The 25,198-nt window shown below is 42.3% G+C and carries 20 protein-coding genes and 2 pseudogenes; 15 read left to right on the forward strand and 7 right to left on the reverse strand.

Features of this window, described 5'->3' with window-relative positions; translation table 11 throughout:
- The first annotated feature begins 8 nt into the window (after nucleotides 1-8).
- From MSHOH_RS12990 to MSHOH_RS13010, 5 genes are all read left to right on the forward strand, one after another.
- Complete coding sequence (locus tag MSHOH_RS12990) at nucleotides 9-974, forward strand: ABC transporter ATP-binding protein (RefSeq protein WP_048140208.1); 966 nt, start codon at nucleotides 9-11, stop codon at nucleotides 972-974.
- A gap of 82 nt (nucleotides 975-1,056) precedes the next feature.
- Nucleotides 1,057-2,616, forward strand: coding sequence for a nickel ABC transporter substrate-binding protein (locus MSHOH_RS12995; RefSeq protein ID WP_239450965.1), 1,560 nt, complete (start codon nucleotides 1,057-1,059; stop codon nucleotides 2,614-2,616).
- An 11-nt stretch (nucleotides 2,617-2,627) separates the two neighbouring features.
- Complete coding sequence (locus MSHOH_RS13000) at nucleotides 2,628-3,386, forward strand: class I SAM-dependent methyltransferase (protein ID WP_048140215.1); 759 nt, start codon at nucleotides 2,628-2,630, stop codon at nucleotides 3,384-3,386.
- A 337-nt stretch (nucleotides 3,387-3,723) separates the two neighbouring features.
- Nucleotides 3,724-4,056 (forward strand): hypothetical protein, encoded by a 333-nt coding sequence (locus tag MSHOH_RS13005; protein ID WP_048140217.1) that lies wholly within the window; start codon nucleotides 3,724-3,726, stop codon nucleotides 4,054-4,056.
- Between the two features lie 147 nt (nucleotides 4,057-4,203).
- Nucleotides 4,204-6,972 (forward strand): phosphoenolpyruvate synthase, encoded by a 2,769-nt coding sequence (locus MSHOH_RS13010; RefSeq protein WP_048140218.1) that lies wholly within the window; start codon nucleotides 4,204-4,206, stop codon nucleotides 6,970-6,972.
- 149 nt (nucleotides 6,973-7,121) lie between these two features.
- Here the strand turns inward: MSHOH_RS13010 and MSHOH_RS13015 are convergent, their stop codons facing one another.
- Together MSHOH_RS13015 and MSHOH_RS13020 are read right to left on the reverse strand one after the other, a co-directional pair.
- Nucleotides 7,122-7,352 carry a DUF3006 domain-containing protein gene (locus tag MSHOH_RS13015; protein WP_048140219.1) on the reverse strand — a complete coding sequence of 77 codons (231 nt, stop codon included), beginning with the start codon at nucleotides 7,350-7,352 and terminating at the stop codon, nucleotides 7,122-7,124.
- A 2-nt stretch (nucleotides 7,353-7,354) separates the two neighbouring features.
- Nucleotides 7,355-8,800, reverse strand: coding sequence for a lamin tail domain-containing protein (locus MSHOH_RS13020; RefSeq protein WP_239450966.1), 1,446 nt, complete (start codon nucleotides 8,798-8,800; stop codon nucleotides 7,355-7,357).
- Between the two features lie 344 nt (nucleotides 8,801-9,144).
- Between MSHOH_RS13020 and MSHOH_RS13025 the strand changes: the two genes are divergently transcribed.
- From MSHOH_RS13025 to MSHOH_RS13055, 7 genes are all read left to right on the forward strand, one after another.
- On the forward strand, nucleotides 9,145-10,701 hold the full coding sequence (locus MSHOH_RS13025; RefSeq protein ID WP_048140221.1) for a flavin monoamine oxidase family protein: 1,557 nt from the start codon (nucleotides 9,145-9,147) through the stop codon (nucleotides 10,699-10,701).
- Nucleotides 10,702-11,180: 479 nt separating this feature from the next.
- Complete coding sequence (locus MSHOH_RS13030) at nucleotides 11,181-11,708, forward strand: nucleoside deaminase (protein ID WP_239450967.1); 528 nt, start codon at nucleotides 11,181-11,183, stop codon at nucleotides 11,706-11,708.
- A gap of 296 nt (nucleotides 11,709-12,004) precedes the next feature.
- On the forward strand, nucleotides 12,005-13,375 hold the full coding sequence (gene frhA / locus MSHOH_RS13035; RefSeq protein WP_048140224.1) for a coenzyme F420 hydrogenase subunit alpha: 1,371 nt from the start codon (nucleotides 12,005-12,007) through the stop codon (nucleotides 13,373-13,375).
- A gap of 5 nt (nucleotides 13,376-13,380) precedes the next feature.
- Nucleotides 13,381-13,860 carry a coenzyme F420-reducing hydrogenase, FrhD protein gene (frhD, locus tag MSHOH_RS13040; RefSeq protein WP_204245451.1) on the forward strand — a complete coding sequence of 160 codons (480 nt, stop codon included), beginning with the start codon at nucleotides 13,381-13,383 and terminating at the stop codon, nucleotides 13,858-13,860.
- Entirely contained in the window at nucleotides 13,847-14,653 is an 807-nt protein-coding gene (frhG, locus tag MSHOH_RS13045) for a coenzyme F420 hydrogenase subunit gamma (RefSeq protein ID WP_048140227.1), read from the forward strand. Before frhD ends, frhG begins: the two co-directional genes overlap by 14 nt.
- A gap of 10 nt (nucleotides 14,654-14,663) precedes the next feature.
- A complete protein-coding gene (frhB, locus tag MSHOH_RS13050) occupies nucleotides 14,664-15,539 on the forward strand; it encodes a coenzyme F420 hydrogenase subunit beta (protein WP_048140229.1) in 876 nt (291 codons plus the stop codon).
- A gap of 286 nt (nucleotides 15,540-15,825) precedes the next feature.
- A complete protein-coding gene (locus MSHOH_RS13055; RefSeq protein WP_048140231.1) occupies nucleotides 15,826-16,287 on the forward strand; it encodes a type I restriction endonuclease in 462 nt (153 codons plus the stop codon).
- Between the two features lie 43 nt (nucleotides 16,288-16,330).
- Here MSHOH_RS13055 and MSHOH_RS13060 read toward each other — a convergent pair.
- Nucleotides 16,331-17,510: pseudogene (locus MSHOH_RS13060) on the reverse strand (IS256 family transposase).
- A gap of 38 nt (nucleotides 17,511-17,548) precedes the next feature.
- On the opposite strand from MSHOH_RS13060, the gene MSHOH_RS13065 reads away from it, so the two are divergent.
- Nucleotides 17,549-20,794, forward strand: a complete 3,246-nt coding sequence (locus tag MSHOH_RS13065) for an NACHT domain-containing protein (protein WP_048140235.1) — start codon at nucleotides 17,549-17,551, stop codon at nucleotides 20,792-20,794.
- Between the two features lie 815 nt (nucleotides 20,795-21,609).
- Here the strand turns inward: MSHOH_RS13065 and MSHOH_RS13070 are convergent.
- A complete protein-coding gene (locus tag MSHOH_RS13070; RefSeq protein ID WP_048140237.1) occupies nucleotides 21,610-22,206 on the reverse strand; it encodes a dihydrofolate reductase family protein in 597 nt (198 codons plus the stop codon).
- A 730-nt stretch (nucleotides 22,207-22,936) separates the two neighbouring features.
- On the opposite strand from MSHOH_RS13070, the gene MSHOH_RS13075 reads away from it, so the two are divergent.
- Both MSHOH_RS13075 and MSHOH_RS22225 read left to right on the forward strand, forming a co-directional pair.
- Nucleotides 22,937-23,140 carry a hypothetical protein gene (locus tag MSHOH_RS13075; protein WP_048140239.1) on the forward strand — a complete coding sequence of 68 codons (204 nt, stop codon included), beginning with the start codon at nucleotides 22,937-22,939 and terminating at the stop codon, nucleotides 23,138-23,140.
- Complete coding sequence (locus MSHOH_RS22225; RefSeq protein WP_052730865.1) at nucleotides 23,137-23,562, forward strand: type II toxin-antitoxin system VapC family toxin; 426 nt, start codon at nucleotides 23,137-23,139, stop codon at nucleotides 23,560-23,562. Before MSHOH_RS13075 ends, MSHOH_RS22225 begins: the two co-directional genes overlap by 4 nt.
- 96 nt (nucleotides 23,563-23,658) lie before the next feature.
- On the opposite strand, the gene MSHOH_RS13085 is transcribed toward MSHOH_RS22225, so the two are convergent.
- The 3 genes and pseudogenes from MSHOH_RS13085 to MSHOH_RS13095 all read right to left on the reverse strand — a co-directional run bounded on the left by MSHOH_RS13085 (nucleotide 23,659) and on the right by MSHOH_RS13095 (nucleotide 24,852).
- Nucleotides 23,659-23,874 carry a type II toxin-antitoxin system HicB family antitoxin gene (locus tag MSHOH_RS13085; protein WP_048140241.1) on the reverse strand — a complete coding sequence of 72 codons (216 nt, stop codon included), beginning with the start codon at nucleotides 23,872-23,874 and terminating at the stop codon, nucleotides 23,659-23,661.
- Nucleotides 23,875-24,247: 373 nt separating this feature from the next.
- A pseudogene (locus MSHOH_RS13090) lies at nucleotides 24,248-24,607 on the reverse strand (DUF5615 family PIN-like protein).
- Nucleotides 24,607-24,852 (reverse strand): DUF433 domain-containing protein, encoded by a 246-nt coding sequence (locus MSHOH_RS13095; RefSeq protein ID WP_048140243.1) that lies wholly within the window; start codon nucleotides 24,850-24,852, stop codon nucleotides 24,607-24,609. The pseudogene MSHOH_RS13090 and the gene MSHOH_RS13095 overlap by 1 nt, the downstream one beginning before the upstream one ends.
- Nucleotides 24,853-25,198: the final 346 nt, after the last annotated feature.

Here is a 25,198-nt window from a genome sequence, read left to right on the forward strand (position 1 = left end):
GTTTGACCATGGAAGTATTGGTGGAAACCCTGAACATACGAAAATGCTACGAAAAACAAAAGTTATTTACAAAAAAGGGAGACCAGGTTTCTGCCGTAAACGGCGTGTCTCTCAAAATTCAGAAGGGACGTTCATTAGGACTTGTCGGGGAGAGCGGAAGCGGAAAAAGCACACTTGGCAGAATGATGGCCGGGCTGGAAACGCCGACAGAAGGACAGATACTGTTCCGAGGACAGTCAATATCAAATATTTCCCTTAGAAAAATGCGCCCATTACGGCGTAATATTCAGATAATCTTTCAAAATAGCAGCAGCGTTTTTGATACGTCCTATACTATAGGAGAAAGTATTGCCGAGGTTATTAAAAACAGCGAGACAGTATCAAAAAAAGAATGCTTAGGAAAAATTGAGACGATATTGGAACAGGTGGGGTTAGATGCCTTATATGCTCAGCGGAATCCAAAGGAGTTGAGCGGAGGGCAACGCCAGCGCGCCAATATTGCCCGTGCTCTTGTTCTTCACCCGGAGTTCGTTGTTTGCGACGAGCCCGTTTCCAGCCTTGATTATTCATTGCGCAAACAAGTTCTGACTTTACTTAACGATCTACGAAACAAATTTGGTTTAACCTACTTGTTTATCACCCACGACCTCAACTGTGTGCCTTATGTCTGCGATATTATGGCCATTATGTATGCGGGCAAGATAGTGGAGCAAATAGATTTAAAGAATAACTCGATGCAAAACGCACTTCACCCGTATACCAGCCTGCTGTTTTCGTGTATACCAGCAAAGGTACCTGCAGAACGAAAAAAATGCACGATGGAGAGCATAATTGATACAACAGTTATACCTGATTCAAAGCACTGTTGTCGGTTTTTTCTGCGCTGTCCTTGTTGTACGGAACGTTGCATAAACGAAGAGCCTTTGCTAAAAGAGGTCGCAAGCGGTCATTTTGTAGCATGTCATATCGTATAAGCCATAATAAAAAGGAGAATAAAAAATGAAGAAAAAATGTATTTGGGCAGTTATCGTGTCAGCACTATCACTGGTGCTGTTGATGAGTGGATGCATTTCAAATCAAGTGTTAAACGATACTCCGAACGGGACTTCTGGTTCTTCAGCTGCTACCGCCATGGACGATAGCAATCAGTCCGACTCTATTACAATTATGATTTCTGGCACGATGAATCCGGAAGACGCCAGCCCGATAGAATCCAGTACGGAAATGTGCCTTTATGAAATGGTATACGAACCGCTGGTTAAATACGGAAATGGTGGCGTGATTGAACCGGGGCTTGCTGAGAGATGGGAAATCAACGATAATGGAACACAGTATACTTTCTATTTACGTGAAGATGTCAAATTTTCAGATGGTACCATCTTTAACGCGGACAGCGTGGTAAGCAGTGCAAAGCACTGGGAACCCACGAAATTTTCCACGCCGCTTACAAATGTTGAGAAATTAGACGATTACACGGTCAGGATGACATTTAAGGAAAACTGCTACCCTGTATTAATCGAACTGACCTATCCCCGGCCTTTCCGCATTGCGTCTGAGAATTCATTTGATACAAACGGCAACTTTGTAAAAATGATTGGCACGGGTGAGTGGATGGTGAAGAGCTATATCCCCGAGGAAGAGGTGGTCATGGCGCCTAACCCGTATTACTACGGAACAAAACCGAGTATTAAAAAGATAACCATCAGAAAAGTTACTGACGGCGGATCAAGAATTATGGCGCTTCAGAGCGGAGAAGCTGACCTTTCTCTTGCAGATCTTCCCTCCGAAGGCAAATCGATTATCGAGTCATCAAAAGATCTTGCCGTTAAAAACGCTGAAGGTACAATGGGATTTTTCCTAATGCTAAATCAAGAAAATAAAATACTGCAGGATAAAAATGTTCGTCTTGCGTTAAATTATGCAATAGACAAAGACAGCATCGTGGATTATATACTCGGAGGCGACGGAGTTGTCGCGAAAGGTATTTTGCCCGACACGGTACCGTACGTTACTGACGAAAACAGCGAAGGCTACTCTTATAACCCGGAAAAAGCTAAAGAACTGCTGGCTGAATCGGGATATACGGACACTGATGGAGATGGGATCGTTGATAAGAACGGCGTGCCGCTGTCCCTTAAGCTTGTTTTTCAGTCTGAGGAATATTCAAGCTGGAAACCTATGTGCGAATACTTGCAGGCGGCTGGCAAAGAGGTCGGAATTGATATTCGGCTTGAGCAACGGGACACTTCGGCCTACTATGACGCGATCTGGAAAAACCGTAATTTTGACATGATTATTTACCGCACATATGAGGACTCATGGAATCCTCACGGATTTTTGCGCTCCATGTTTTATCAGGCCGAGGGCGGCATGTCCGTGTGCTGGTATGACCCGCAGTTAAATAAATATCTTGACGAGGTCATTAAGACACAGGACGAGTCAACGCGTCAGGCAAAGTATGACCAGATATTCAGACTGATCAATGACGGGGCGCTTATTGTTCCTCTGTGCAATCCCGATAAACAATATGCATATAATACCCGCTTGCAAAACGTGACAGTTGCACCGACGACCTATGAAGGCATAGAGTGGCAGACAATCACTATAGCAAAGTAAAAGGTCTAAGCATGTCGGAAACTGTGTTTGAACAGATTGAAACAGCCTGGTCTGCCGATGCCGGAAGTTATGACCAGGTAATTCAAAAACAGCTAAGTAATAAAAAAGACGTAAAACATTGGCAGGACGAACTTTGTCTGGTGCTTGGTGAGGAACCATTGAATGTACTTGATGTCGGGTGCGGACCCGGATTTTTTACAATTATGCTTGCCAGGCTAAAACATAATGTGACATCTGTTGACGGTGCTGAGGGAATGGTAGAGCGCGTCAGAATCAATATCAAAAAAGAGGCATTAAATGCAAAAGTGTATAAAGGTGACGCAGTGCTTCTGGATAAAGAGAAGGAAAACAGCTTTGATGCCATAGTGTCACGTGATGTTGTTTGGACTCTCTATGACCCGGAGAAAGCTTTCATGAGGTGGAAAAATCTGCTGAAACCAGGTGGTAAAATCGTCATTTATGATGGAAATTACAGGCGGGATCAGTCGTCTTTGCGTTACTATGTATTGAAACTTACCTCAGACCTGATTAATCTCTTCACAGAGGGGAAATATCGGAAAAAGCAGCAGCACAGTTCCGCAGGCATCGGATTCGAGCAACTGCCGATGATCCGGCATAGGCGACCTCAATATGATCGAGAACTGTTGCTAAAGGCAGGTTTTTCAAAAGTTGAGGTGACAAAGGATCGTTTCCGCAACAGTCCTTTGCGTCTTGAATTCTGGAGATATGGGTATCAGGGGGAAAAGTTCCGTGTAATTGCCTACAAGTAGATGAACCGATAATACGACTTACGCGGTGAATCGTTTTTCTGAAAATCTGGGATAAGTTCGCCTATGAAGTAGTTCACCATAGACTATGATTTTGAAAAATTAAAGGTTCCGGAGGGTGCCGGGCTCACCCTCCCGAAGAGGCTAAACACCTGGATCAGTGAACCAGGGAGTTCTTCGCCGCCAATCCGGTTTCGACTGTGTTGCACTTGGGCTGTGGGCTGGACAGCTTCGTGTTACGGATAGATCCTCCGACTACAGTCCGCGCTGGTACGATGTCGGCAGGCCTGATGTGATCAAGCTGTGAAGGTGCCTGTACTCAGAGCATCATAACTACACGATGATCGGCTCTTTGGTCACCTACTTGCAATGGTTAGACTATATACCGGCAGACAGGCCTGTGCTCGTGGGTCGCCGAGATATTGTTATTATCATCCTTATTATTCCCTCATTTGACCACCGTTTCGGGTGGTCGGATGTTCCCTTTTATTATTATTGTGGGGACATTCTTGTAGCTCTGGGATTTTTCCTCATTTTTCTGGTGTTCAGAGAAAACCCCTTTGCCGCTGTGACCATTCAAGTATTTGCAGACCAGAAAGTAATAACCACAGGGCCTTATAGTAAAGAATACCGTCAAAAAGTTTGTTACAAACTGGTTCCGTTATTGTGGTAAGAACAGATTATTCTCGTTTAAAGCAAAACATGTGAAATCAAGGCTAATTTCTCCATTTGTCATGCTTGATTAAATAACATAAAAAGGATAATATAAAATCTGGATATAAAATCCAAATACTTCCTATTTTTCAAAGGTGTATTTAACATGAACGTTTATGTGATGCACTTTAATGAAGTCGATAGAACGAATTTGCCTGAAGTTGGGGGAAAAGGCGCTAATCTGGGAGAAATGAGCAGGGCGGGCTTTCCTATCCCTCCGGGGTTTTGCATTACAACATCAGGCTACCGTGACTTTATTGCAGAAAGCCATGAGATGGGCGAATTGCTGGATTTGCTTGACCGGTTAAAACCCGGTCAACCGGATGAAATTAGCAGGCTGGGAAAGCGGATCAGGGATCACTTACTAGCTGTTCCAATACCCCGGAAAATTAAATCGTCCATTATTGATGCATGGAAAATGGTGGGAGAAGAACATTCATATGCCGTTCGGTCAAGCGCCACAGCCGAAGATTTGCCGACTGCCTCTTTTGCCGGCCAGCAGGAGACTTATTTGAACGTAAAAGGAGCAGACCAGTTGCTGCAGGCTGTGCAGAAATGCTGGAGTTCCTTATTCACCGACAGGGCAATTATTTACCGTATTAAAAACGGATTTGATCACCGTTCTGTGTATTTGTCCGTAGTGGTGCAGCAAATGGTGTTTCCGGAAGTCTCAGGGCTTATGTTTACTGCTGATCCTGTCACAGGACATAGAAATATCATTTCCATTGATGCCAGTTTTGGGCTGGGCGAGGCATTGGTTTCGGGAATTGTTTCCGCAGACTCCTATAAGGTCCGCAGGGGTCAGATTATTAAAAAGCAAATTGCGGAAAAGAAGAAAGCTGTTTATCCGACTGCAGAAGGGGGAACCGAGATTCGGGAACTTGCTCCTGAACTGCAGAACAAACAGGCCCTCTCTGACGACAAAATTTTAGAGCTGGCCCAAATAGGTCAAAGAATAGAAGATCATTACTGCTCGAAGCTGGGTGTTGAACAGCTTTCGGAAAATGGCATTGAGAGGTGTCCTGAGCAGGATATTGAACGGAGTCCTGAACAGGATATTGAATGGTGTCCTGAACAGGATATTGAATGGTGTCTGGTAGGTGACAGGTTCTATATTTTACAAAGCCGTCCTATTACCTCGCTTTATCCAGTTCCTGAAGTGTACGATAACAAATTTCATGTTTTTTTATCTATTGCGCACATGCAAATGATGACGGATGCCATGAGACCTATGGGGGTTTCTATCTTCCAGGGTATGCTTCCTTATGGGAAGGACCCCGGGCTTTCTCCCAATTCAGTGATGGTGGAAGCGGGAGGAAGGCTTTTTTTTGACGTTACCCCTTTTTTGCATAATAAACTTCTTCGTCGATTTTTTATCTGGAGAACCAGGATTCTTGATGAATTAATGGGAGATGCTCTGGAAAAAATACTGACAAGTGAGACCTTTCAACAGGAAATTGAAGCAAACCAGGGCACCATGAAGCAGGTGTTTGAATTTTTCAAACCAGTACTTCCACTCTATTTAAAGGGTATTCCCGTTATTATTAACAATTTATTCTTCCTGGACCCTTCAGGAATTATTGAGCGAGCTACAACTCCTGTAGAACCGGTTATTTATAAGCATGAGCACTACATTATGCAGGCATCAGGGACAGAACGGATTATAAGAGTCCGTGAGAGTATGGGGAAATTATTAGATGAAATAATTACCAGCATGATGTACGTACCCTTGCCATTCATTGTCCTGCCCATGGCAAGCAGCCTGACCAGACGATGGTTGGGTGAGGACCTTGATATTGACATGCTGAGTAAATCCCCGCCTGGAAACGTGACCGGTGAGATGGGGTTAATGATTGGAGATCTGGCTGAAACAGCAAGAAAATATCCTGAAGTGGTAGATTATCTGGAAAAAGCAAAAGACAACACTTTTTATCAGGGGTTCAGTGAAGTAAAAGGTGGAGATGTATTCAGGGCTGAGCTGGACAGGTTCATGGAGCTATACGGTATGCGCTGTCCTGGAGAAATCGATATATCAAACACCCGGTGGCGGGAAGCCCCTACCATGCTTGTTCCATCCATCATAAACCACATGAAAAGCAATTCTCCGGGGGAACATCGAAATCATTTCAGAGAGGGCAGGAAGGAAGCTCAGGAAGCTGTACAGAAACTTCTTGAGCATATTAGCAATGTCCCTGCCGGAAGCCTCAAAGCAAGAATTATGTCCAGACTTCTTTCAATTTATCGAAATTCTATAGGTTTACGCGAATTTCCCAAGTATATCATTATTCGATTTTTCGGCATCTATAGGCAGGCTATCCTTGCAGAGGCACGGGTTTTACACCAGAGAGGAATTCTGGAAAGAGAAGAAGATGTGTTCTACCTGTATCTCGATGAATTGATCTCGTTGTTAGAAAACCGTTTTAGTGAAGATTCAAGGCATCTTATAGACTCCCGTAAAAGAGCCTACGAACTGTATAAAAAGATGACTCCTCCCAGGGTTATGACCAGTGAAGGGGAAGTTATTACGGGTGTGAGGAGCGATGTCGAAGCCCCGAAAGGCGCTTTAATTGGCACTCCTGTCTCCGCCGGCGTTGCGGAAGGGTACGTAAAGGTTGTCCTCAAACCCGAAGAAGCGAAGCTGAACAAAGGAGACATTTTAGTGGCGCCATTTACCGATCCGGGTTGGACTCCCCTGTTTTATTCCGCTCAAGCTCTGGTGGTGGAGATTGGCGGTATGATGACACACGGCTCGGTTATTGCGCGGGAGTACGGTATTCCTGCCGTTGTCGGCATAGAAAACGTAACCAAAATATTAAAAGACGGCCAGTATGTCCGTGTTGACGGTACAAGGGGCTTTGTACAGGTTCTGGAGTGAGATATTTATTAATTAAAAAAGGGAATCATTTTTAGATCCGATCTTCCTTCTAAATAGGAAAAATTGGGTGGCATTTACGGGGCTGCCTGAATAGTTACAATTTTGCAAAGTAATAACTCTATATTTAATTAAAATTTTATTATCTTTTATTATCTCTGGTTTTTATCTTTAAGTTTATGAAGTAAAGACGATACTCTTTCTTCAGCAGTTTCTGTCTCCTTAGCATCCCTATTAACGCTTATATTCAAAATATCCCTCTCTTTACTTTCCGGAGGCAATAAAAAAAGAGGGATATTAATTTTTATTGACTCATCATCCCTTAAAAGCAGAACCGCGATATTGCCCTCTATTCTATCGATAGTAACTTTGAAGCTTCCCATCTTCATCTCTCCAGTGAAGCGACCAGATTTCCACTTTCATCATAGAGATATGCTGTGTCTCCATCGTTATTCCAGATTGGGCTGCCTGATCCCCAGTACAGCTCGGTTGCCGTGTTCGTTCCCTCTCCGGTATACAGAGTTACAGTAGCCTGAGAATCCAGCGTACAGGAAGGAAAAACATAGGTGTGCTTGCTTCCTTCATCCTCGATTTTCCAGCCAACCAATGAAACAGAAGAAGAGCCTTCGTTTGTGATCTCCACCCATTCTTCCTGCAGGTTAAGGTCGCTAACATAGACCTCTGGTTCTGCAGAACTTGTTATCTCACTTGCTTCGGACTCAGTCTCTTCTAACTTAACGTTTTCTGACTCCATTTCTTCAGGTTCGGTTTCTTCAGCTGTTATTGAAGCCGAAGAGCTGTCAGTTCCATTCACAGAAGTTCCGGCTTTGACCACTTCCTCTCCATACCCGGTCTTTTGAGTAGTTACCGTATAAGCAGATCCGTCTGTTGTAACTACGATCGAGCTGTCAAGATCGGTCCTGTAGACCCTGGAAGCTTTCTGCAGCCTTTCAAGGACTTCGGCATGGGGGTGTCCGTAGTCGTTACCTGCTCCAACTTCGATTACGCTTACTTCGGGGCTTACGGCTGAAATAAAAGCTTCTCCGCTGCCGGACCGGCTGGCATGGTGCCCGACTTTGAGAATATCAGAATTCAGGTCATACCCGGTACCCATGAGTTTTTCTTCGGTTCCAAGCCCTGCATCGCCCATAAGCAGGAACGAAACTTCTCCGTAGCTTACTTTAAGGACAACTGAGTTTTCGTTCAGATCATCGGAGTATTCGGATCCCGGGTTCAAGACTTCAATCTCAACAGCAGGGTCAAACTCGATTTCTTCTCCTGTTTTTATTATCTCAAAAGGAATATTTTTTTCATCAATTGTAGTCAGCATATTCTCATAAGTCTTTGAGGTATGAGGGAAACCGCTGTCAATGAAATGTTCAACCTGAAAGCCGTTCAGTACATCCTCCATGCCACCGATATGATCCGAATGAGGGTGGGTTGCAATAACGTAATCAATGCCTGAGACGTCCTGTTCGTAAAGGTATGCTGAAACTTCTGAGCCCTGATCCCGTTCCCCTGCATCTACGAGCATAGTTTTTCCATTATATTTCAGGAGAATTGAATCTCCCTGACCTACATCAAGAAAATGAACTGTCAGGTTTTCGTCAGCCGGATTTTCACCGGCAGCAGGACTATCAGCCTGAACCTGAGCCTCAGCCAGATCTGTTTCTCCTGTCTGCTGTGCGGCCTGCTCGGGTTCTTCAGCAACCTGATCATCTTTTATTCCTGCATTTATCCCAGCAATGATTATTACAACAAATATGAAACCGAAAATCCAGCGTAATGAGCTGCTTCCGGAAGTTTTTCCTGCCTTTCCCAATCTGATCACATCTTATTCTTAGGTAAACAATATAAATGGGTTTTATATTAAACTGCCTTTTCATGTTCCCTGAAAGCTTTAATGTGAGGTAATCGCCAGAAGAATGCAATAATCTACAATAATTCGTCTCAGAAAATTCTATCGCGGGAAAGTCTGCAGGATAAATATAAGCAATATCGAGCACAAATACGCATATGAATGATTTATCTTCTTTTCCGGAAGCGATATTTATTTTTGATGTGATTACTTTTTAACCAGAAAATTACTTTTTAACTCATGAAAAATGATGGAAAGCTGTCTAAAAGAATATTGGGGGAGATTTAATTCCTGACATCGTCAATTTTGATACAGTCGTGGTTGGAGGAGGTATCACAGGTCTTTATACATGTTATAAATTAAAACAGTTAAAAGGCGCTAACCACACAATTTCTCTTTTTGAATGTACGGATCGATTTGGAGGTAGAATTGAAACAGTGGAAATGGGTGGATTTTTAGCTGAGTATGGCCCAATGCGGTTTGAGAAAATGGCACAGCCTCTTCTTATGGATCTCATAGCTGAACTTGGTCTGGAGACAAGGCACTTTGTCCCCTACACAGCAGCAAATGATCCTGACTCTCTTTTTGATTTAACCTTTGATGAATCGGGGGGCGAGCGCCATGGGAATAAATTGACAACACTCGATCTTTTAAAACTGGGTATTCTGCGCCTCTTAAATGCAAGTGGCGGAGACATGAACGACCCGGATGATCCCAGGCACCGGGAATGGTGGGCTGCTCTTGACGAGGAATACTATAGTCATGTGCGTAATGAGGCTGCCTATGATGGTAAGTATCTCTACCAGATGGGTTTCTGGAATGCTCTCAGCCTTGTCCTCAGCCACCGTGCAGTGAGTAAGATTATCCACTACGGGACATTTTATCATGTCATTCATTTTAACCCGAATGCAGCAGAATGGATTATTTTCTGGCTGCGCGGGTTGCATCCGTATGATGAACTTGTGGGTATAGGGCAGGGTACGGAGTCCCTTGTCCGCGAGTTAGTTTCCAGGTTGAACTCTACACCGGAACTTTCAGTCTCGTTACATCTTAATAACATGTTAACAGCCCTTTCCCCCCACCCGGACGGAAGAGTTTTGCTGGAGTTCAAGACCGATCATAGGACCGATAACAGGACCGATCATGCTGCTGCTGATAATTCTGCTGCTGACCATAGTTCAACTGACCATACTACCGTTAAAGTACTTGCAAGGCATGTTGTGCTGGCATTGCCCCGCTCTCCTTTAATGAAGCTTCTTCCCATGTTCCCTGGATACATAGGAGAACTGGTAAATTCCGTGATACCTGTTCCGTTAGTAAAATGTTTTTTCGTTAATGAAAACCCCTGGTGGGACGGATTTACATTGCCGCAAACGCGCGCCTCCTCCCTGCCGGCAAGGGAAATCCATTATACTTTCAGGAAGGAAGGTGATAGTAAACGCGGAATGGTCATGGTCTACGGTGACCAGCCCAGCATGAATTACTGGACACCGTTTGTACAGCAAAGAGAACACAAAAAAGCAGAGATGAATCTCGATAAACGCCTTGTTGAAGGGTACCTCCGGTATTTAAGAGCAAATCCCGATAACAATGACATTAAAGAAATAGAAGCAGAGGCTAAACTGATAAGCTGTTTCGGCATAAGGGACTGGAGCCGGGAACCCTTTGAGGCTGGTTGCCACATCTGGAAAGCCGGAGTCCGTGTTGAAGAGGCAATAAAAGAGTTAACAGCATTTTCGCTGGATGGTTCAACACTCCCAAATAAGAACATCCACATATGCGGAGAGGCTTATTCGGATTTCCAGGGTTTTATCGAAGGAGGGTTACGGACAGCTTTAGAGGTTGTAAAATGTATTGATCGAGATAGGGGGTGAAGACTGTGAGTGATGAGGCACGTAAAAGAGGTGATCTTCTCCAGCTCGATTTTCATTGAAATATCTGCATCAATATCAAATGATGGATACACGGATTAATTCTATTCAATTAATTTTATCCCGTCATCTTTTTAGGTTTCTTTTCTCATGAGGTTATTTTTCAGACTTTTTAATATCAGTTTGTTATCGACCTAAACCAATTTGTTTGTTAAGCCTTTGAGTTGGTGCTTTTTGAAAAAACAATTTTGTGTAAATTTGTTATTCATAATTTTAAATAAAAAAGTTTATAATGATTAACAGGAATTTATTTTAAAAACTTTTAATATGACGCGTATGATGAACAGTATTGAAATTAACTACTTTTAATTGTTTTAATAATGCAAAAAATGCCAGCATGATTTGAAAAGGGGGAGCTTATGAAACACTTCATTACAAAAGAGACGCCCGTTACGGAAGAGGCGCTTAATGTCATCGTCCATTTGGCCACGAAAAGTCTTCCTGCGATAATTGAAGATGAATTCTTCCTTAAACTGAGCGACCGCAATATTATGCGTATAGCAGTTTTACTTGCTCAAAAAAGCTATGAAGAAGGTGGCTGCCCAATCGGGGGCGTCATTATCGATAACAGTACTCGCCGGATTGTCGGCAAAGGACATAATACGCTTGTGCAGGATAACGACCCTTACAACCACGGTGAAACTTCTGCCATACGAGATGCAGGACGGCAGGACTTCAGCGATACCACGATTTTCACGACTCTCAGCCCCTGCGACATTTGCGCCACGTTGATATATATGCGCCAGTTCGACCGCGTGGTAGTCGGCGATGTTACTAACGCCTCGGGCAATGAACAGATGCTACGAGAGAAGGGAGTCAAAGTCGATATTCTTGAAGACCCCATGGGAATAGCATTGTATGCGAAGTATCGGGCTGAAAAACCGGAGCTCGATATGGAAGACTGGAAAGGGTTGGCTGCTGTTCGCAAAGCCCGAAAGGACTGGGCTTGATATAGGCATTATCCCGTAGCATGACAGGGATTGAAGCTCTAAATTGATTAATACTTTTTATGTATCTATTATTTTTTATTTGTTTTTATATTTGTACAAATTTGATTTTTTTCATTAACTGTTTTATCATAAATTTTAATAACATGACTAAATTTAGAAGAATAGATATATGAATGGCTGTTTTTCTAGAACCTTGTCTGAACCAGGATATCAGAATGTAATATTATACCGCTATAATCGTGACTCTCTGAAAAGGGAAAATGCAAGAACATCGAATCGAAAATGAGGCAATACCATTGACAAAAGTCGTAGAGATCTCTCCAACCACGAGACATGAAGGCCATTCCAAGCTCACTCTGAAGGTGAATGACCAGGGTATCGTCGAGCGAGGAGACTGGCTCTCCATCACCCCGGTCAGGGGTATTGAGAAGCTCGCTATAGGTAAGACGATGGACCAGGTTCCGAAGATTGCCTCTCGGGTCTGCGGTGTCTGTCCTATCGCCCACACCCTGGCGGGTATCGAAGCCATGGAGGCCTCGATCGGCTGTGAGATCCCCAAGGATGCAAAGCTCCTGCGGGTCATTCTCCATGCAGCGAACCGCCTCCACAGCCACGCCCTGCACAATATCCTGATCCTTCCGGACTTTTACGTCCCTGGTACGGAGACGAAGTTCAACCCTTTCGCCAAAGAGCAGCCTTTCAGGAGCGTTGCGGTGAGAATCTTCCGCATCCGCGAGATCGCACAAACTATTGGAGCCGTCGCAGGCGGCGAGGCGATCCACCCCTCCAACCCGAGGGTCGGCGGGATGTACCGCAATGTGAGTCCCAAGGCAAAGCAGAAGATGGCTGACCTGGCGAAGGAAGGCCTCGTCCTTGCCCACGAGCAGATGGAGTTCATGCTCGAGGTCATCAGGAACATGCAGAACCGGGAGTTCACCGAGGTTGCGGGCAAGCAGATCCCGATTCCCAGGACACTTGGGTACCACAACCAGGGGGTCATGGCCACAGCCCCGATGTACGGCTCATCCAGTCTGGACGAGAAGCCCATGTGGGACATCACCCGGTGGAGGGAGACCCGGCCATGGGATTGGTACATGGGTGAGGTTACCATCGATCTTGAGGACCCAAGCTACCCAATCGGCGGCACCACGAAGGCCGGCACCAAAGCCAACCCCCGGATAGAGGCCTGCAACACTGTTCCGACCTACGACGGCCAGCCAGTTGAGGTCGGCCCTAGGGCAAGGCTCGCTAATTTCAAGAACTTCACCGAGAAGGGCACCTTCGCCCAGCACATCGCCAGGCAGATGGAGTATCCCGACTGCTGCTACACTATCCTCAAGTGCCTTGACAATCTGGATACCTCTGGCAAGGTCCTTGCCGACCACATTCCCCAGGGAGACGGGTCCATGGGTTGGGCTGCAAACGAGGCCCCGCGTGGAACCGACGTCCACCTCACACGGGTGAAGGACGGGCGTGTGCTGTATTATGAGATGCTTGTGCCCACCACCTGGAACCTCCCGACCTGCAGCCGCGGGCTGACGGGAGCACCCTGGCAGATCGCCGAGATGGTCATCCGGGCTTATGACCCGTGCGTCTCGTGCGCAACTCACATGATCGTAACGGACGAGAAGAACAGGATGGTCGCCCAGAAGCTCATTCAGTGGTGAAGAGAATGGAAACGCCGTATTCCAGGATCGTGGTGGCAGGCTGCGGCAACCCGCTCTATGCGGACGACGGGTTTGGGCCCGCAGTTGTGGAGAGTCTCAAGGGTTTCGAGCTCCCCGAAAACGTTACGGTCGTTGACGCGGGGCTCGGAGGCCCACATTTCGTCTTTACCCTCCTCAATCCTGAGTCCACGAAGACTCTTATCATCGTGGACATTGCAGACTTCGGAGGGGAACCTGGCGAGCTCAGATGGCTTGCCGTTGAAGAGCTCCCTGTGGGGAGCTACCGGGACATCCACTCCTGGGATCTGACCGAGCCGCTCCAGTACATCAAGGACGATATCCGGGTCCGGGTCCTCGCATGCCAGAAGAAGTACGTTTCTGCCCCAGAGATGGTCATCGGGATTACGGACGAGGTACAGAGAGCCATTCCAGACGCTGTATCCGAGATACTGAAGGAAATCTGGATGGACTATGGAACTGCTTAAGAAGATGAAAACTACAAAGGAGGCGAAACCAGTGGCAAATAAGATCAAGATCGGGCATGTACACTTGAGCGGCTGTACCGGCGACCTTGTGTCCATAGCCGACAACTACCTGGGATTCATCAAGATCCTGGATGACTACGCCGACCTCGTCTACGGCCTAACGCTCGTTGACGTCCGGCATATCCCGGAGATGGACGTAGCGCTTGTCGAGGGATCGGTCTGCATAGAGGACCGTGAATCAGTGGAGGAGATCAGGGAAACGCGGAAGAAGTCCAAGATGGTGGTGGCCCTCGGCTCCTGCGCATGCTATGGGAATATCACCCGGTTCTGCCGCGGCGGGCAGCACAACCAGCCCCAGCACGAATCCTTCCTCCCCATAGGGGACCTCATCGATGTGGATGTCTACATCCCCGGATGTCCCCCGAGCCCGGAGCTCATAAGGAACGTTACTATCATGGCGTACCTGCTCCTGCAAGGGAATGAGGACCAGAAGGTCCTTGCAGACAAGTACTTAAAGCCCCTTATGGCCCTTGCGAAGCGCGGCACGACCGGAAGCTTCGGCGACCTGATGTACGACGTGATCAACCAGGGTCTTTGCATAGCTTGCGGAATTTGCGCTGCATCCTGCCCTGTGCGGGCGATTACCCTCGAGTTCGGAAAGCCGCAGGGTCAGCGTGACCTCTGCATCAAGTGCGGCTCCTGCTACGGCGCCTGCCCGAGGTCGTTCTTCAACTTCGACGTGATTCCTGAATTCGAGGCTATCAGCGAGCTAATCGCAGACGTGCTTAAGTGAGGTGAGAAAGATGGTTTCAGATCCGTATCTCGGCAAATACATGACCTGCGTCTCGGCACGGAGCACGGACAAGGAGATTCTGAAGAAGGCACAGGACGGCGGCATTGCCACCACCCTCATGGTCTATGCCCTCGAGCAGGGGATAATCGATGGGGCTATTGTGGCAGGCGAGGGCGACCGACCATGGCAGCCCAGGCCATTCGTCGCGATGAGCCGCAAGGACATCCTCAAGGCACAAGGGGCGAAGTATAATATCAGTCCCCAGATCTCCTGGCTCAAGGAGGCGACCCGGTCCTTCGGCCTCGACAGGGTCGGGGTCACCGGCGTCTGTTGCCAGATGCAGGCAGTCAGGAAGGCTCAGCTCTATCCTATCAACATGCGGGATGTCCCGGACAAGATCGCCCTTGCAGTAGGGCTCTTCTGCATGGTGAACTTCCCATACGATTCCATACAGGCCCTTGTCGAGGACCACGCAAACCAGAGCCTCAGCTCCGTGAAGAAAATGGAGATCGGGAAGGGCAAGTTTTGGGTCCACACAGAGCGTGGGAACGTGGCCACCGTGCCGCTCAAAGATACCCATAAATATGAGCAGCCCGGCTGCCACGTCTGCCTCGATTACGTTTCCAACCTTGGCGACATCTCAACCGGCTCTGTCGGGAGCCCGGACGGCTGGTCCACGGTTTTCATCCGCACAAAAGTGGGGAACGACATCTGGTCCAAAGCAATCGATGCAGACCTGTTCGAAACAAAGCCCATCGAGGAGGTCAAGCCCGGCCTTGAGCTCGTCACGAAGCTCGCGAAGGAGAAGATAGACAAGAACCGGAAGACCCTCGAAGAGCGCAGGAATTTCGGCGTAAACAAGGCGTTAAGGGATCCTTATGCCTGAAACTTATCTTTTTTGTCGTAGAAATTATTCGTGATATTACACGAGTGTGGGGAGTGGGATAAGTTCTCATCCCCAAGTTATGATTTTATTTCTGTTATTTACCCCTCGCTATCGTAACTGAGGGGGTTCAAGATAAGACTGTATGTGTAGGGTAACTGAACTTAGAAATCTAGGCACTAGGCAGACGCTTTTTCTGGAAAAAGGGGAAATAATTCGATCATTTAAAATAATTAAACAAGAAAATCACTAGATAACGGAATAATAATCACTTAACTTAGTGAAAAAAATGGGAACTATCTTTGGAAAATTTGGGTCAAACAAATATAGTAATGAGGCAGCGGTAAATCAAAACTTTATTGTACCTTTATTAACAGACTTTCTAGGTTATTCACTTGCAGAGATAATACCAGAGAAAAATTTTACCATATTTGATGTTCCATGTAATCGGTACAAGAAAGTAAGATCAGACGAGTTACCAAAAAACCAAAGACCAGATTTTGTAGTATGTCTTGAGAGTCCTCAAAACCCAAAATTTGTCGTGGAGAGTAAAGCATCAAATGAAGATTTAGTAAAACATAAGCCACAATCACTGGCTTATGTAATTGGAACAGGAGTTAATTTCATAGTCTCGACTAATGGAACTGAATTTAGGATATACTACGCAAACGACTTAGTATTCGAAGCAAAAAACATTGAAGAATTAGATCTAAATTTCGATATCCTAAAAGATATCTGGCAGTGTGCCTGAATTTCTGTAAAATTCTCTATACCTTTTTCCTCTTCTTTTTTGATTACTGTTCCATTATTAAATACTTATTTCCTGTAATCCACTCTTCATTAATATCAATCAGTATTGAGACTCCGAGTCTCAATACTGATTCCTGACTCGGGAATGCCCCTACTACCTTAGTTCTTCTTTTTATCTCCTTGTTAGTTCTCTCCATGATATTTGTTGTCCTTATTCTTCTCCAATGACTCTGTGGAAACTGCATATAATTCATTACATCATACTGGAAACTTTCAAGTGTATCAGCTGCGCTTTTATATCCCATTTTATCCAGTTCTCTAATCAATTCCTGTAACTTCTGACGGTCTACCAATGCTTCTTTTATTTTATCTGCTACTTCTTTTTGCTTCTTTTTTGGAACCTTTTTTAGGGCTTGTCTTATCAGATGGACATGACACATTTGCCAGCTTGATCCAACAAAGGACTCTCTAACTGCTTTTTGTATTCCTTTATGACCATCAGAAACAATTAACTTGACACCTCTTAACCCTCTTACTTTAAGGTCTTCGAATAGATCTTGCCAGAATAGAGAGTCTTCACTGTCTGCTAATCTTGCTCCAAGAATCTCACGATAACCGTCGTCCCTGACTCCGGCAACTATGAAAAGAGCTTTATTTTCATAGTGAAGTCCATCTCTCACTTTGAGATAAGTCGCATCGATAAACAGATAAGGAATTTCGTGTTCTATTGGCTTTGATAAGAACTCTTCAACCTTTTGATCAAGTTCTTTAGTAATCCTGGAAACAGAAGAGGCTGAGATTCCCTCTACTCCTAAAGCAGTCATGATCTTATCCACCCTTCGGGTGGAAACACCTTGGAGATAAGATTCACTCACGGCAGCTAAAATGGCCTTTTCAACTCTTGAATACTTCTCAAAAACCTCTGTTTCAAAGGGAAACTCACGGAACTGAGGTTTTAATAATTCAAGTTCTCCATACTTGGTCAGGAGAGTACGGGGTTTGTAACCGTTTCTACTGGCTTTGCGAGAATCAGTCCTCTCATAACGTTTTGCACCAGATTGGAGGAGGGCTTCCTCCTCCATTACAAGGTTTAAAAACCAGGTAATTAACTGGCGAATTCCATCTTCCTGATCGAAAAGATAATCTTTTATAAATGAGACGACATTAACCATTGACTCTGCATCCTGTTTTTTTTGTGGTGAAAGGAAAAGGATATAGAGTCAATCATATTTTACAGAACTTTCGGTACACTGCCAGATATCTTGTCAAGAGATGCTCATATAAAATATTCTCCACAGGAAATATTCCAAAGAATTGATTTGAAAAAATCTCTTAGCAAAACTGCTGCACAAGAAAATGATGAGGAATTAACTCGAAAAAGGATAAAAATATCTGATTTCACATTCTATTTGAAGAATGTTCGTGATACATTTCAAAATTGGCAAATTCCTAGTGAGTTCCATTTAGGAGACGATTTTGATTTTCAGCAGTATCCACCTGATAAATTGTTAAGATTTCAAAATTATGATCCAAACGATAACTCTTTCTCGAATATAAAAGATCGCAAAATACATTCATTGACAGATATTTTTCAACAGTATCCGCCTGATAAATTGTTAAGATTTCAAAATTATGATCCAAATGATAACTCTTTCTCGAATATAAAAGATCGAGAAATATATTCATTGTCAGATATTGAAGAGAAAGTAAAGTCCAAAAACAAGATATTTATTGGAAATTCGGGGATTGGAAAAACAACTCTTCTAAAATATTTAACTTGGATTAAGAGTAATGAATGCCTAAAATACCAAAATACTTTAATTCCCGTGTATATCCAGCTGAAAAATTTTGGCTTAAATAACTCTCTTCAAAGTCTTATACTCTATTCTTTTGCCGAGAAAGGTCTAAATATTTCTGAAGTGCAATTTCGTGATTACCTTAGCAAAAATGAGTTTATCTTTCTTTTTGATGCATATGATGAAGTTCAAGAAGAATACATTGAAGACCTACAACATGAAATGGTGCAATTTTTTGATATTTGTAAACAAAAAAGCCATAAAATTATAATCACCTCCCGTAATATCCGAATCCCACGTCTCTCCTCATCTTCTCGATTTTATGTATGCCCTTTAGATGAGTCTCAAATTCAGGAATTATCCAGGCAATATCTCGATAATGATTATTCTAAATTTTGTTACCAAATACAAATAAAAGGTTTACAAAAGGAATCTCAAAACACACTACTTCTTACATTGATGATTATCATTTACAAAAAATATGATCTTATACCTACCTTAAGAACTAAAATCATAAAAAAAGTAGTTGAAAATATTGAAAATTGGGAACTAAATAAACCCCAAAGATTCAAACCTGTTCTTTCTTGGGAAATAAAAATAGATATTTTGAGTGAGTTAGCGCTTGAATCTGCAAAAAAACATGAGACCCTCTCTTTAACAAAAGAAGAAACAAATGAAATAATGTTTCCAATAATCGAACATTATGAACGGAGTAGAGAAATTCCTTCTAGAATTGAGAGGAAAAGCTTGATAAATAATTTAATTAGTACAGGCTTTATTTATGAAAATATTAATGGAATATCTTTTTGGCATACAGCTTTTCTTGAATATTTCGCCTCTAAATCACTAGCTGAAAAATATGTTGAGAACCCAGCTATCATAGAAGAAATTAAAGCAAGGTTATGGTGGAAATTTATTATTATTGGAGCTGCTGGATTTCTGAAAGACTCAACTACATATATTGAAAGTGTTTTGAAGACAAATTTATATCTTGCTTCGTCTTGTCTGCTTGAATCGAAATTTGTAGACTGCGACTTAGTAAATAAAATAAAGTCAGAATTAACAGCAAACTGTGAATCTTCCATATATGAAGTTAGACAGCGTGGGATTTATTTCCTTTCAAAAATTGAGGAAGAGTATCCATCTGGTCTTCTTTTTAAGATATTAGATAAGAATCCTTATTCTGATATTAAACAGATAGCTTTGGAAGAGGTTGCGAAAAATAAAACTGAGAAAGCAAAAAAGATCGTTTGTAGTTTTATTGATTGGAAAGAGAAAGTAACATTTGTTGAACAAACAACTACACAAGGAAGTGTTGCAAAAGCTCTGTCAAATTTTGGTGAAGATGAACATCTAATGATTATTGATATTTGGAAAAAGAATACGGATATATTCACTTCTTCCGCATGCAGAGAAGCTTTTATTGACATTGTAAGAAGAAATCAATTAACTGAGAAAGTAAAAGAAAAATTGTATAATTTTTATCTGGAACCACGTGAACAACCTTTTTTAGTTGATAAAAGTGATCTTGCTAAAGTGATAATTGAGATTGGTAACGTAACTTTTGTTCCAAAATTGATCCAAAATCTAAAACATATTACCGATGAAGAAAAAGAATATGAATTCCTCTGGGAATCTGAAGGGATATTAGCAAGCTTTGAATCCAACGATGTAATAGAACAGTTAATCTCATATGCCATTGACAAAAACCAGTCAAACATTCTGAGAGGATACTGCACTGGAGCATTGAGTAAAAGCAAGGGTAAGGTGGATATTCTTATTTTCAAAACCTTAGCTGAGGATGATAATCTACTTGTCAGGAGAAATGCTATACATGGTCTAAGAAAATATCCCGCCTTAGAAGTAAAAGAGATTTTATTTAGACACATAAACGACGAAGACGGCTGGATTCAACATGAGATTATTGAGATCTTAGGAGAAAAAGGACTACTAATTGAACTAGTTGAAAATAATCGGCTTCCTATTAAATTCTATAATATTACTGTAGAAGCATACTTAAAACAAATTATGAAATATTCTCTATATAAGCTAATACCTACACTCAATGAGTTAAGCAGTATTGTCAAAGATAATAACAGATTGCAAATACAAATTGCAGAAACATATTGCTACCTCTCTGAAGAAGGTAAGGCAAAAAAGATTATAGAGAATTTTTATGATGGGGACAAATTCATCGCTGACGATAATATCTTGTATGACATGATAAATATTGCACCTAGCTTTGATTTACCCTATTCTCTCGAATTAATCAACCAGGTTTTAAAATCGGTTAATACCCTTGAGAAAAAGTATACATACGAATACTGGTGTAGTGAAGCTCTAGGCAAAATTGGTGGCATTGATTCTGTTGAGTATTTAAAGAAAATTGTTGAAAAATATGGATCTGAAAAAGACGGAATATTAATTGAACGTGTATTTAGATCTCTAAATCCTCTTGTATCTACTAAAGACGAAGATTGGTATATTAATTTCCTTAAATTGCACACCGATATTAGTGACACTGATCTTAATAGAGTGATCGAGGGGTTAGGTGGAATCGGTACTGATAAATCCATTAAGATAATTAGAGAAATTGCGCAATCATATAAGGATAATAAATATATACTGAATGTTTGTTTTAGAAGTTATGAAAACATTATGTTTTCTTCTGGAAAATTCACAAATGTTAAAGATGAAGATCTATTTTTATAATCTGATACAACTCGAAAGGTTCAAAATTCGGCGGCAGACATAACTTGAGCAACCGCAGGAACTAAAAGAGTTTCAGCAAATTAGCTCAAAAATAGGATTGTACTTCTACATAGCACGAACTATAACTTTGATATTTCTCTCTTTTTCTATTCTAAATTACGTGAGTTCGTATAAACTGATATTGATGATCCAATAATCAAGTTTTCTTCTTTTTTTCCAGCGACCGCCCGATATCTCTCACTTCGCGAACATGTGGGCATGGAGGGAAGTTTTAAGATAGTAAATTAAGAAGAGATTTGATAACTTCTTCAGAGTCAACAAGGCGCTTCGGGATCTTTACACCTAAAACTCTCCTATTTTTCACCGTTGAGATAATTAGCGTTATCTACACCGAATATGGGGTGGAGTAGAGTTCATCCCAGGATAATGGGTCTTAAAGCGAAATAATTTTAGGATTGAACAAATGCTCTTTTTAATAATATACTTAAAAAATAATATCCATGGATAGTTAGAATATCACCCGTTGTAAGGCAGGATCATTTACTCTTTCCTATCCCTCGCCATCAGGCGGAATGCTAGTTTTTTCCAATACTAGCAAAAACACTAAAGTTTGCCACGGCGCCAGCTAATTTTCAAAGCTAATTAGCAAAAGCCTAATGCTATATTATATTTACGTCTTTATATAATTATCTTGAACGTATATTAAGTTCAAATCGGTTCTACAAATGGGCAATTGGTTTTCTCCATGTGGTCCCCCAACCGACATTCTACTGATATTGATTATGTATTTCTTCTTTTCCCCTGAGATACATTCCTCAAAACGATCCCGTCTTAACATCGCCTGCACGTTCATAACTGGCGATAATGACTCCGCTCGTCGACACCTTACTATCGATTAACTTGAAAGCCGCTGGGATCGTTCCTTCGGCAAATAAGCGCTTTCCCGAGCCGAGTGTTATGGGAAATATTTTAAGCCATAATTCATCGACAAGATCGTGTTTTAAAAGCGTTTGGACGAGATTGCCGCTGCCGTAAACCTGTAAGTCAGGTCCATCCTGTGCCTTAAGTTTTTTTATTGCCTCGATCACATCACCTTGCAACAAAACCGATTTATCCCATGTAAATCGCATATCCCCATGTGAAGCGACATATTTTGTTGCTTTGTTAATCCCAGGCCACTCGTCTGTATGATGCGGCCAATAGGAAGCGAATATCTCATACGTTTTTCTGCCAAGTAGCAAGTCAAACGGCTTGTTCATCTGCTCGTCCATGATCTTACCTAAAAACTCATCAAAATAAGGAACAGTCCAACCCCCATATCTGAAACCTCCCGAAGTATCTTCTTCGGGTCCGCCGGGAGCCTGCATAATACCATCGAGTGTTATAAAAGTTAGAACAACGATTTTTCTCATATTCTTATTTCCCCCTTTGTCATTAAATGTAATATACTCATATCATCTCTTTTATTTTGAATAACACAGTATTCAGGCGCTTGGATTTTACTCTGTCATTTCCTTGATTTATTTAACAAATTCGCCGTTGTGTAACTCGTTGCGCTTCTATTAATTCTGCTTCACTTAACATAAATAGGGTGTTTCTAAATTAAAAGGCTGGCTTAGAGCCTATCCGAAAAGTCCTACCGCTCTAAATATTGTTATGCGGAAGTGAGCATAGAAGTATATTTTACGTCACGGGTTAAGGAGTTTTCTTGCTATGGGTCTGGATTTCAACGAAAAAAATCAAGCTCAACAGAGCTCTTAAACTGAAACCGATATTTAATTATGGCTTGCACAATATCAATGAATAATTTGATATCTTTACGAAAATTGACGTAATTGATAACGATTTTTCGGTAACCATGACCAATGGATTAATACTGAATTCTTATCGAGCTTCTGATGCTGCTGAGATATGCCAGTCTTTACCGCGTTTATCATTACTGCTACGTTTTCTTCTTTTTTGCCAGCGACCGCCCGATTTCTGCTCACTTCGTGAGCATGCGGGCGTGGAGGGAGTTTCAGATTAATTTAATTTATTCACATGAACTTGAAATCTCCATTTGAAATATACTTTAGTAAATCGGAGAAAAATTTAAGCTTCCGATTAAATAAGGTTATACGGCATTAAGACTAATTGATATTTATGGAATCAACAGCAGAAATCGAGAAGCGGCTTATCGAACTCGATAGGGAAATTCATTCCATCCTCAACATGGTTAGAAAAAAAGAAGGAAGAAGCTCAAAGGAAATTGTAGAATCGGCCTGTGGTGCATGGGGTTACGATGTCGAGAGCGAAGAGTTTGTTGACCAGTTGCGAAAATCTTCACGTCTGGACTGGATAGAATGAAATTTTTTGTAGACACATCGATATTCGTTGATTGCCTTCGAAAAGAGGTCATTCCGTCTTCCAGAAGCTTTCTAGAACGCATCGGAAATGAATATTCAGGCTATACATCATCAATTACCGCTGCCGAACTGAGTGTTGGCGCTCACCTTTCAAGATCCCAAGATGCTCTTGAAAAAACACTTGAACTACTTAATATTGTAGAAGTAATAGCTCTTGATTCGAGAATAGCAATAGATGCAGGAAAAATTTATGCTGATCTCATCAGAAGCGGAAAAAGAATTGAGTTAAATGACTGCCTGATTGCAGCAACAGCCCTTTCTCTGGGCATAAATAGAATAGTAACCAGAAACAAAAAATATTTCATTCGAATAGAAGATATTGAAGCGGTAACTCCTGAAGAGACCGGAGTCGACCTTGATTAATCAATTGAAAAACTTAATTCCAAGACTTTTTACTGTTTTCTGTTTTTCGATTTTCTTTCGAGTTCATGCTAAACAGTACCTGATACAACTGGTAATTTAGACATTGGAAACTTCCACTAGAGTCAGGTAAGGTTTGGAAACTTGTTGCGAAAGGTCTTCAGTCCCGAATCTCTCAATGTACAATTCTATAGCTTCTTTAATATTTTCTTCGGCTTCTTCAAGGGTTTCACCCTGAGAAGTCACATTGAGCTCAGGACATCTTGCAATAAAGAAGTTATCTTCTTTTGTTATAGCTACAAGAAATTGTCGCATGATCACTCCAGGCCGGGTTTTTTTACACGTTTTTCATCTAATATTTGTTACAATTCTATTTTATATTAGCGTAGAAAACTGTCCAGTCAGGTAGTGTGTCTAGTTTGTAAAATTTTACGGTTGTTGTGTTTTTGGGTTCTGTTCTTCTTTTTGCCAGTGGCCGCACGATAACTGCTTACTTTGCGAGCATGCGGCCGTAAAGGGAAGTTTTAAGATGAATATTAAAAGAAATCTGGCAACTAAAAGCCTATCAGAAAAATAGGTTCTCTGTAGTCTCTAGGGGATAAGAATTCTTTCCAGTTACTACCGAGATTACAAATGTCCATCCTTCAAGAATACATAGTACCATTAATCAAAATAAAAAAAACATATTTTAATCTCTTTTCAATGGCCTTATTCTGATTCTACTCTCTTCAATAACTGCAAAATGTCCTTCCCAATCATCACGCGACTCTATAACTTTTACAAGGGCTTTCGCTATGTAAGCTGAAGAGATCATAGGTATGCGAAAAAGAATTATTCCAAGTGCCGGTGGTTTCTTCGTGGAGAAAGCCAGTTCTCCAAAATCTTTGTTGAAAGTGATAAGAATACGTTTTTCCCTATGACCCAGTTCCATAACTTCTATATCAGTGATACCCGGCGATTTTTCTCATATCCACAGGACATCATGTCCACAGGCTTGGAGAGCTTCCACGGCACTCAGAGGAATGTTTTCATTTGCCAGCAGGCGCATCAGTCTACTTCCTGAGAAATCTCAGCAGGATAAACCCTTTCTGTCCTGAGTAAATCGCTCACATACATCAGGCACGCTTGAATATCTTCATGAGCCAGGCCGGGGTAGCTCCGAAGGATTTCTGACTCAGTCCAGTCATGAGCCAGAAGGTCGATAATGAACTCTACTGCAAGGCGTGTACCTTTTATAATGGGCTTGCCTGTAAGGACTGAGGGGTCAATAACAATACGTTCTCTCCAGTTCATAGATCGCACCTAGTGTTTTTTTGATGCACAAACCGAACCAATCGCTAATTTTCAAATGACGAGGTAAGGTTAATTGATATCGATATTTGTTGTTTTTCTATCAATTCATTATCGTTTTTCTATATCAATTTGATATTGTTTTTCTTCAATTTAATATTGTTCTGCAACACACTTTTTTGCTTTTTTGATATACAAATTGAATGAATTGCGAATTTTTCAAACTGCAAACTCCATTTTTTTTCTTCTTTTTTGCCAGCGGTCGCCCGATTTCTGCTCACTTCGCGAGCATGCGGGCGTGGAAGGAAGTTTTAAAATGAATTTATTAGAAAGAACATCACAAGTTATT

It is taken from the genome of Methanosarcina horonobensis HB-1 = JCM 15518 (genome assembly GCF_000970285.1).
In the GTDB taxonomy this organism is placed as follows: domain Archaea; phylum Halobacteriota; class Methanosarcinia; order Methanosarcinales; family Methanosarcinaceae; genus Methanosarcina; species Methanosarcina horonobensis.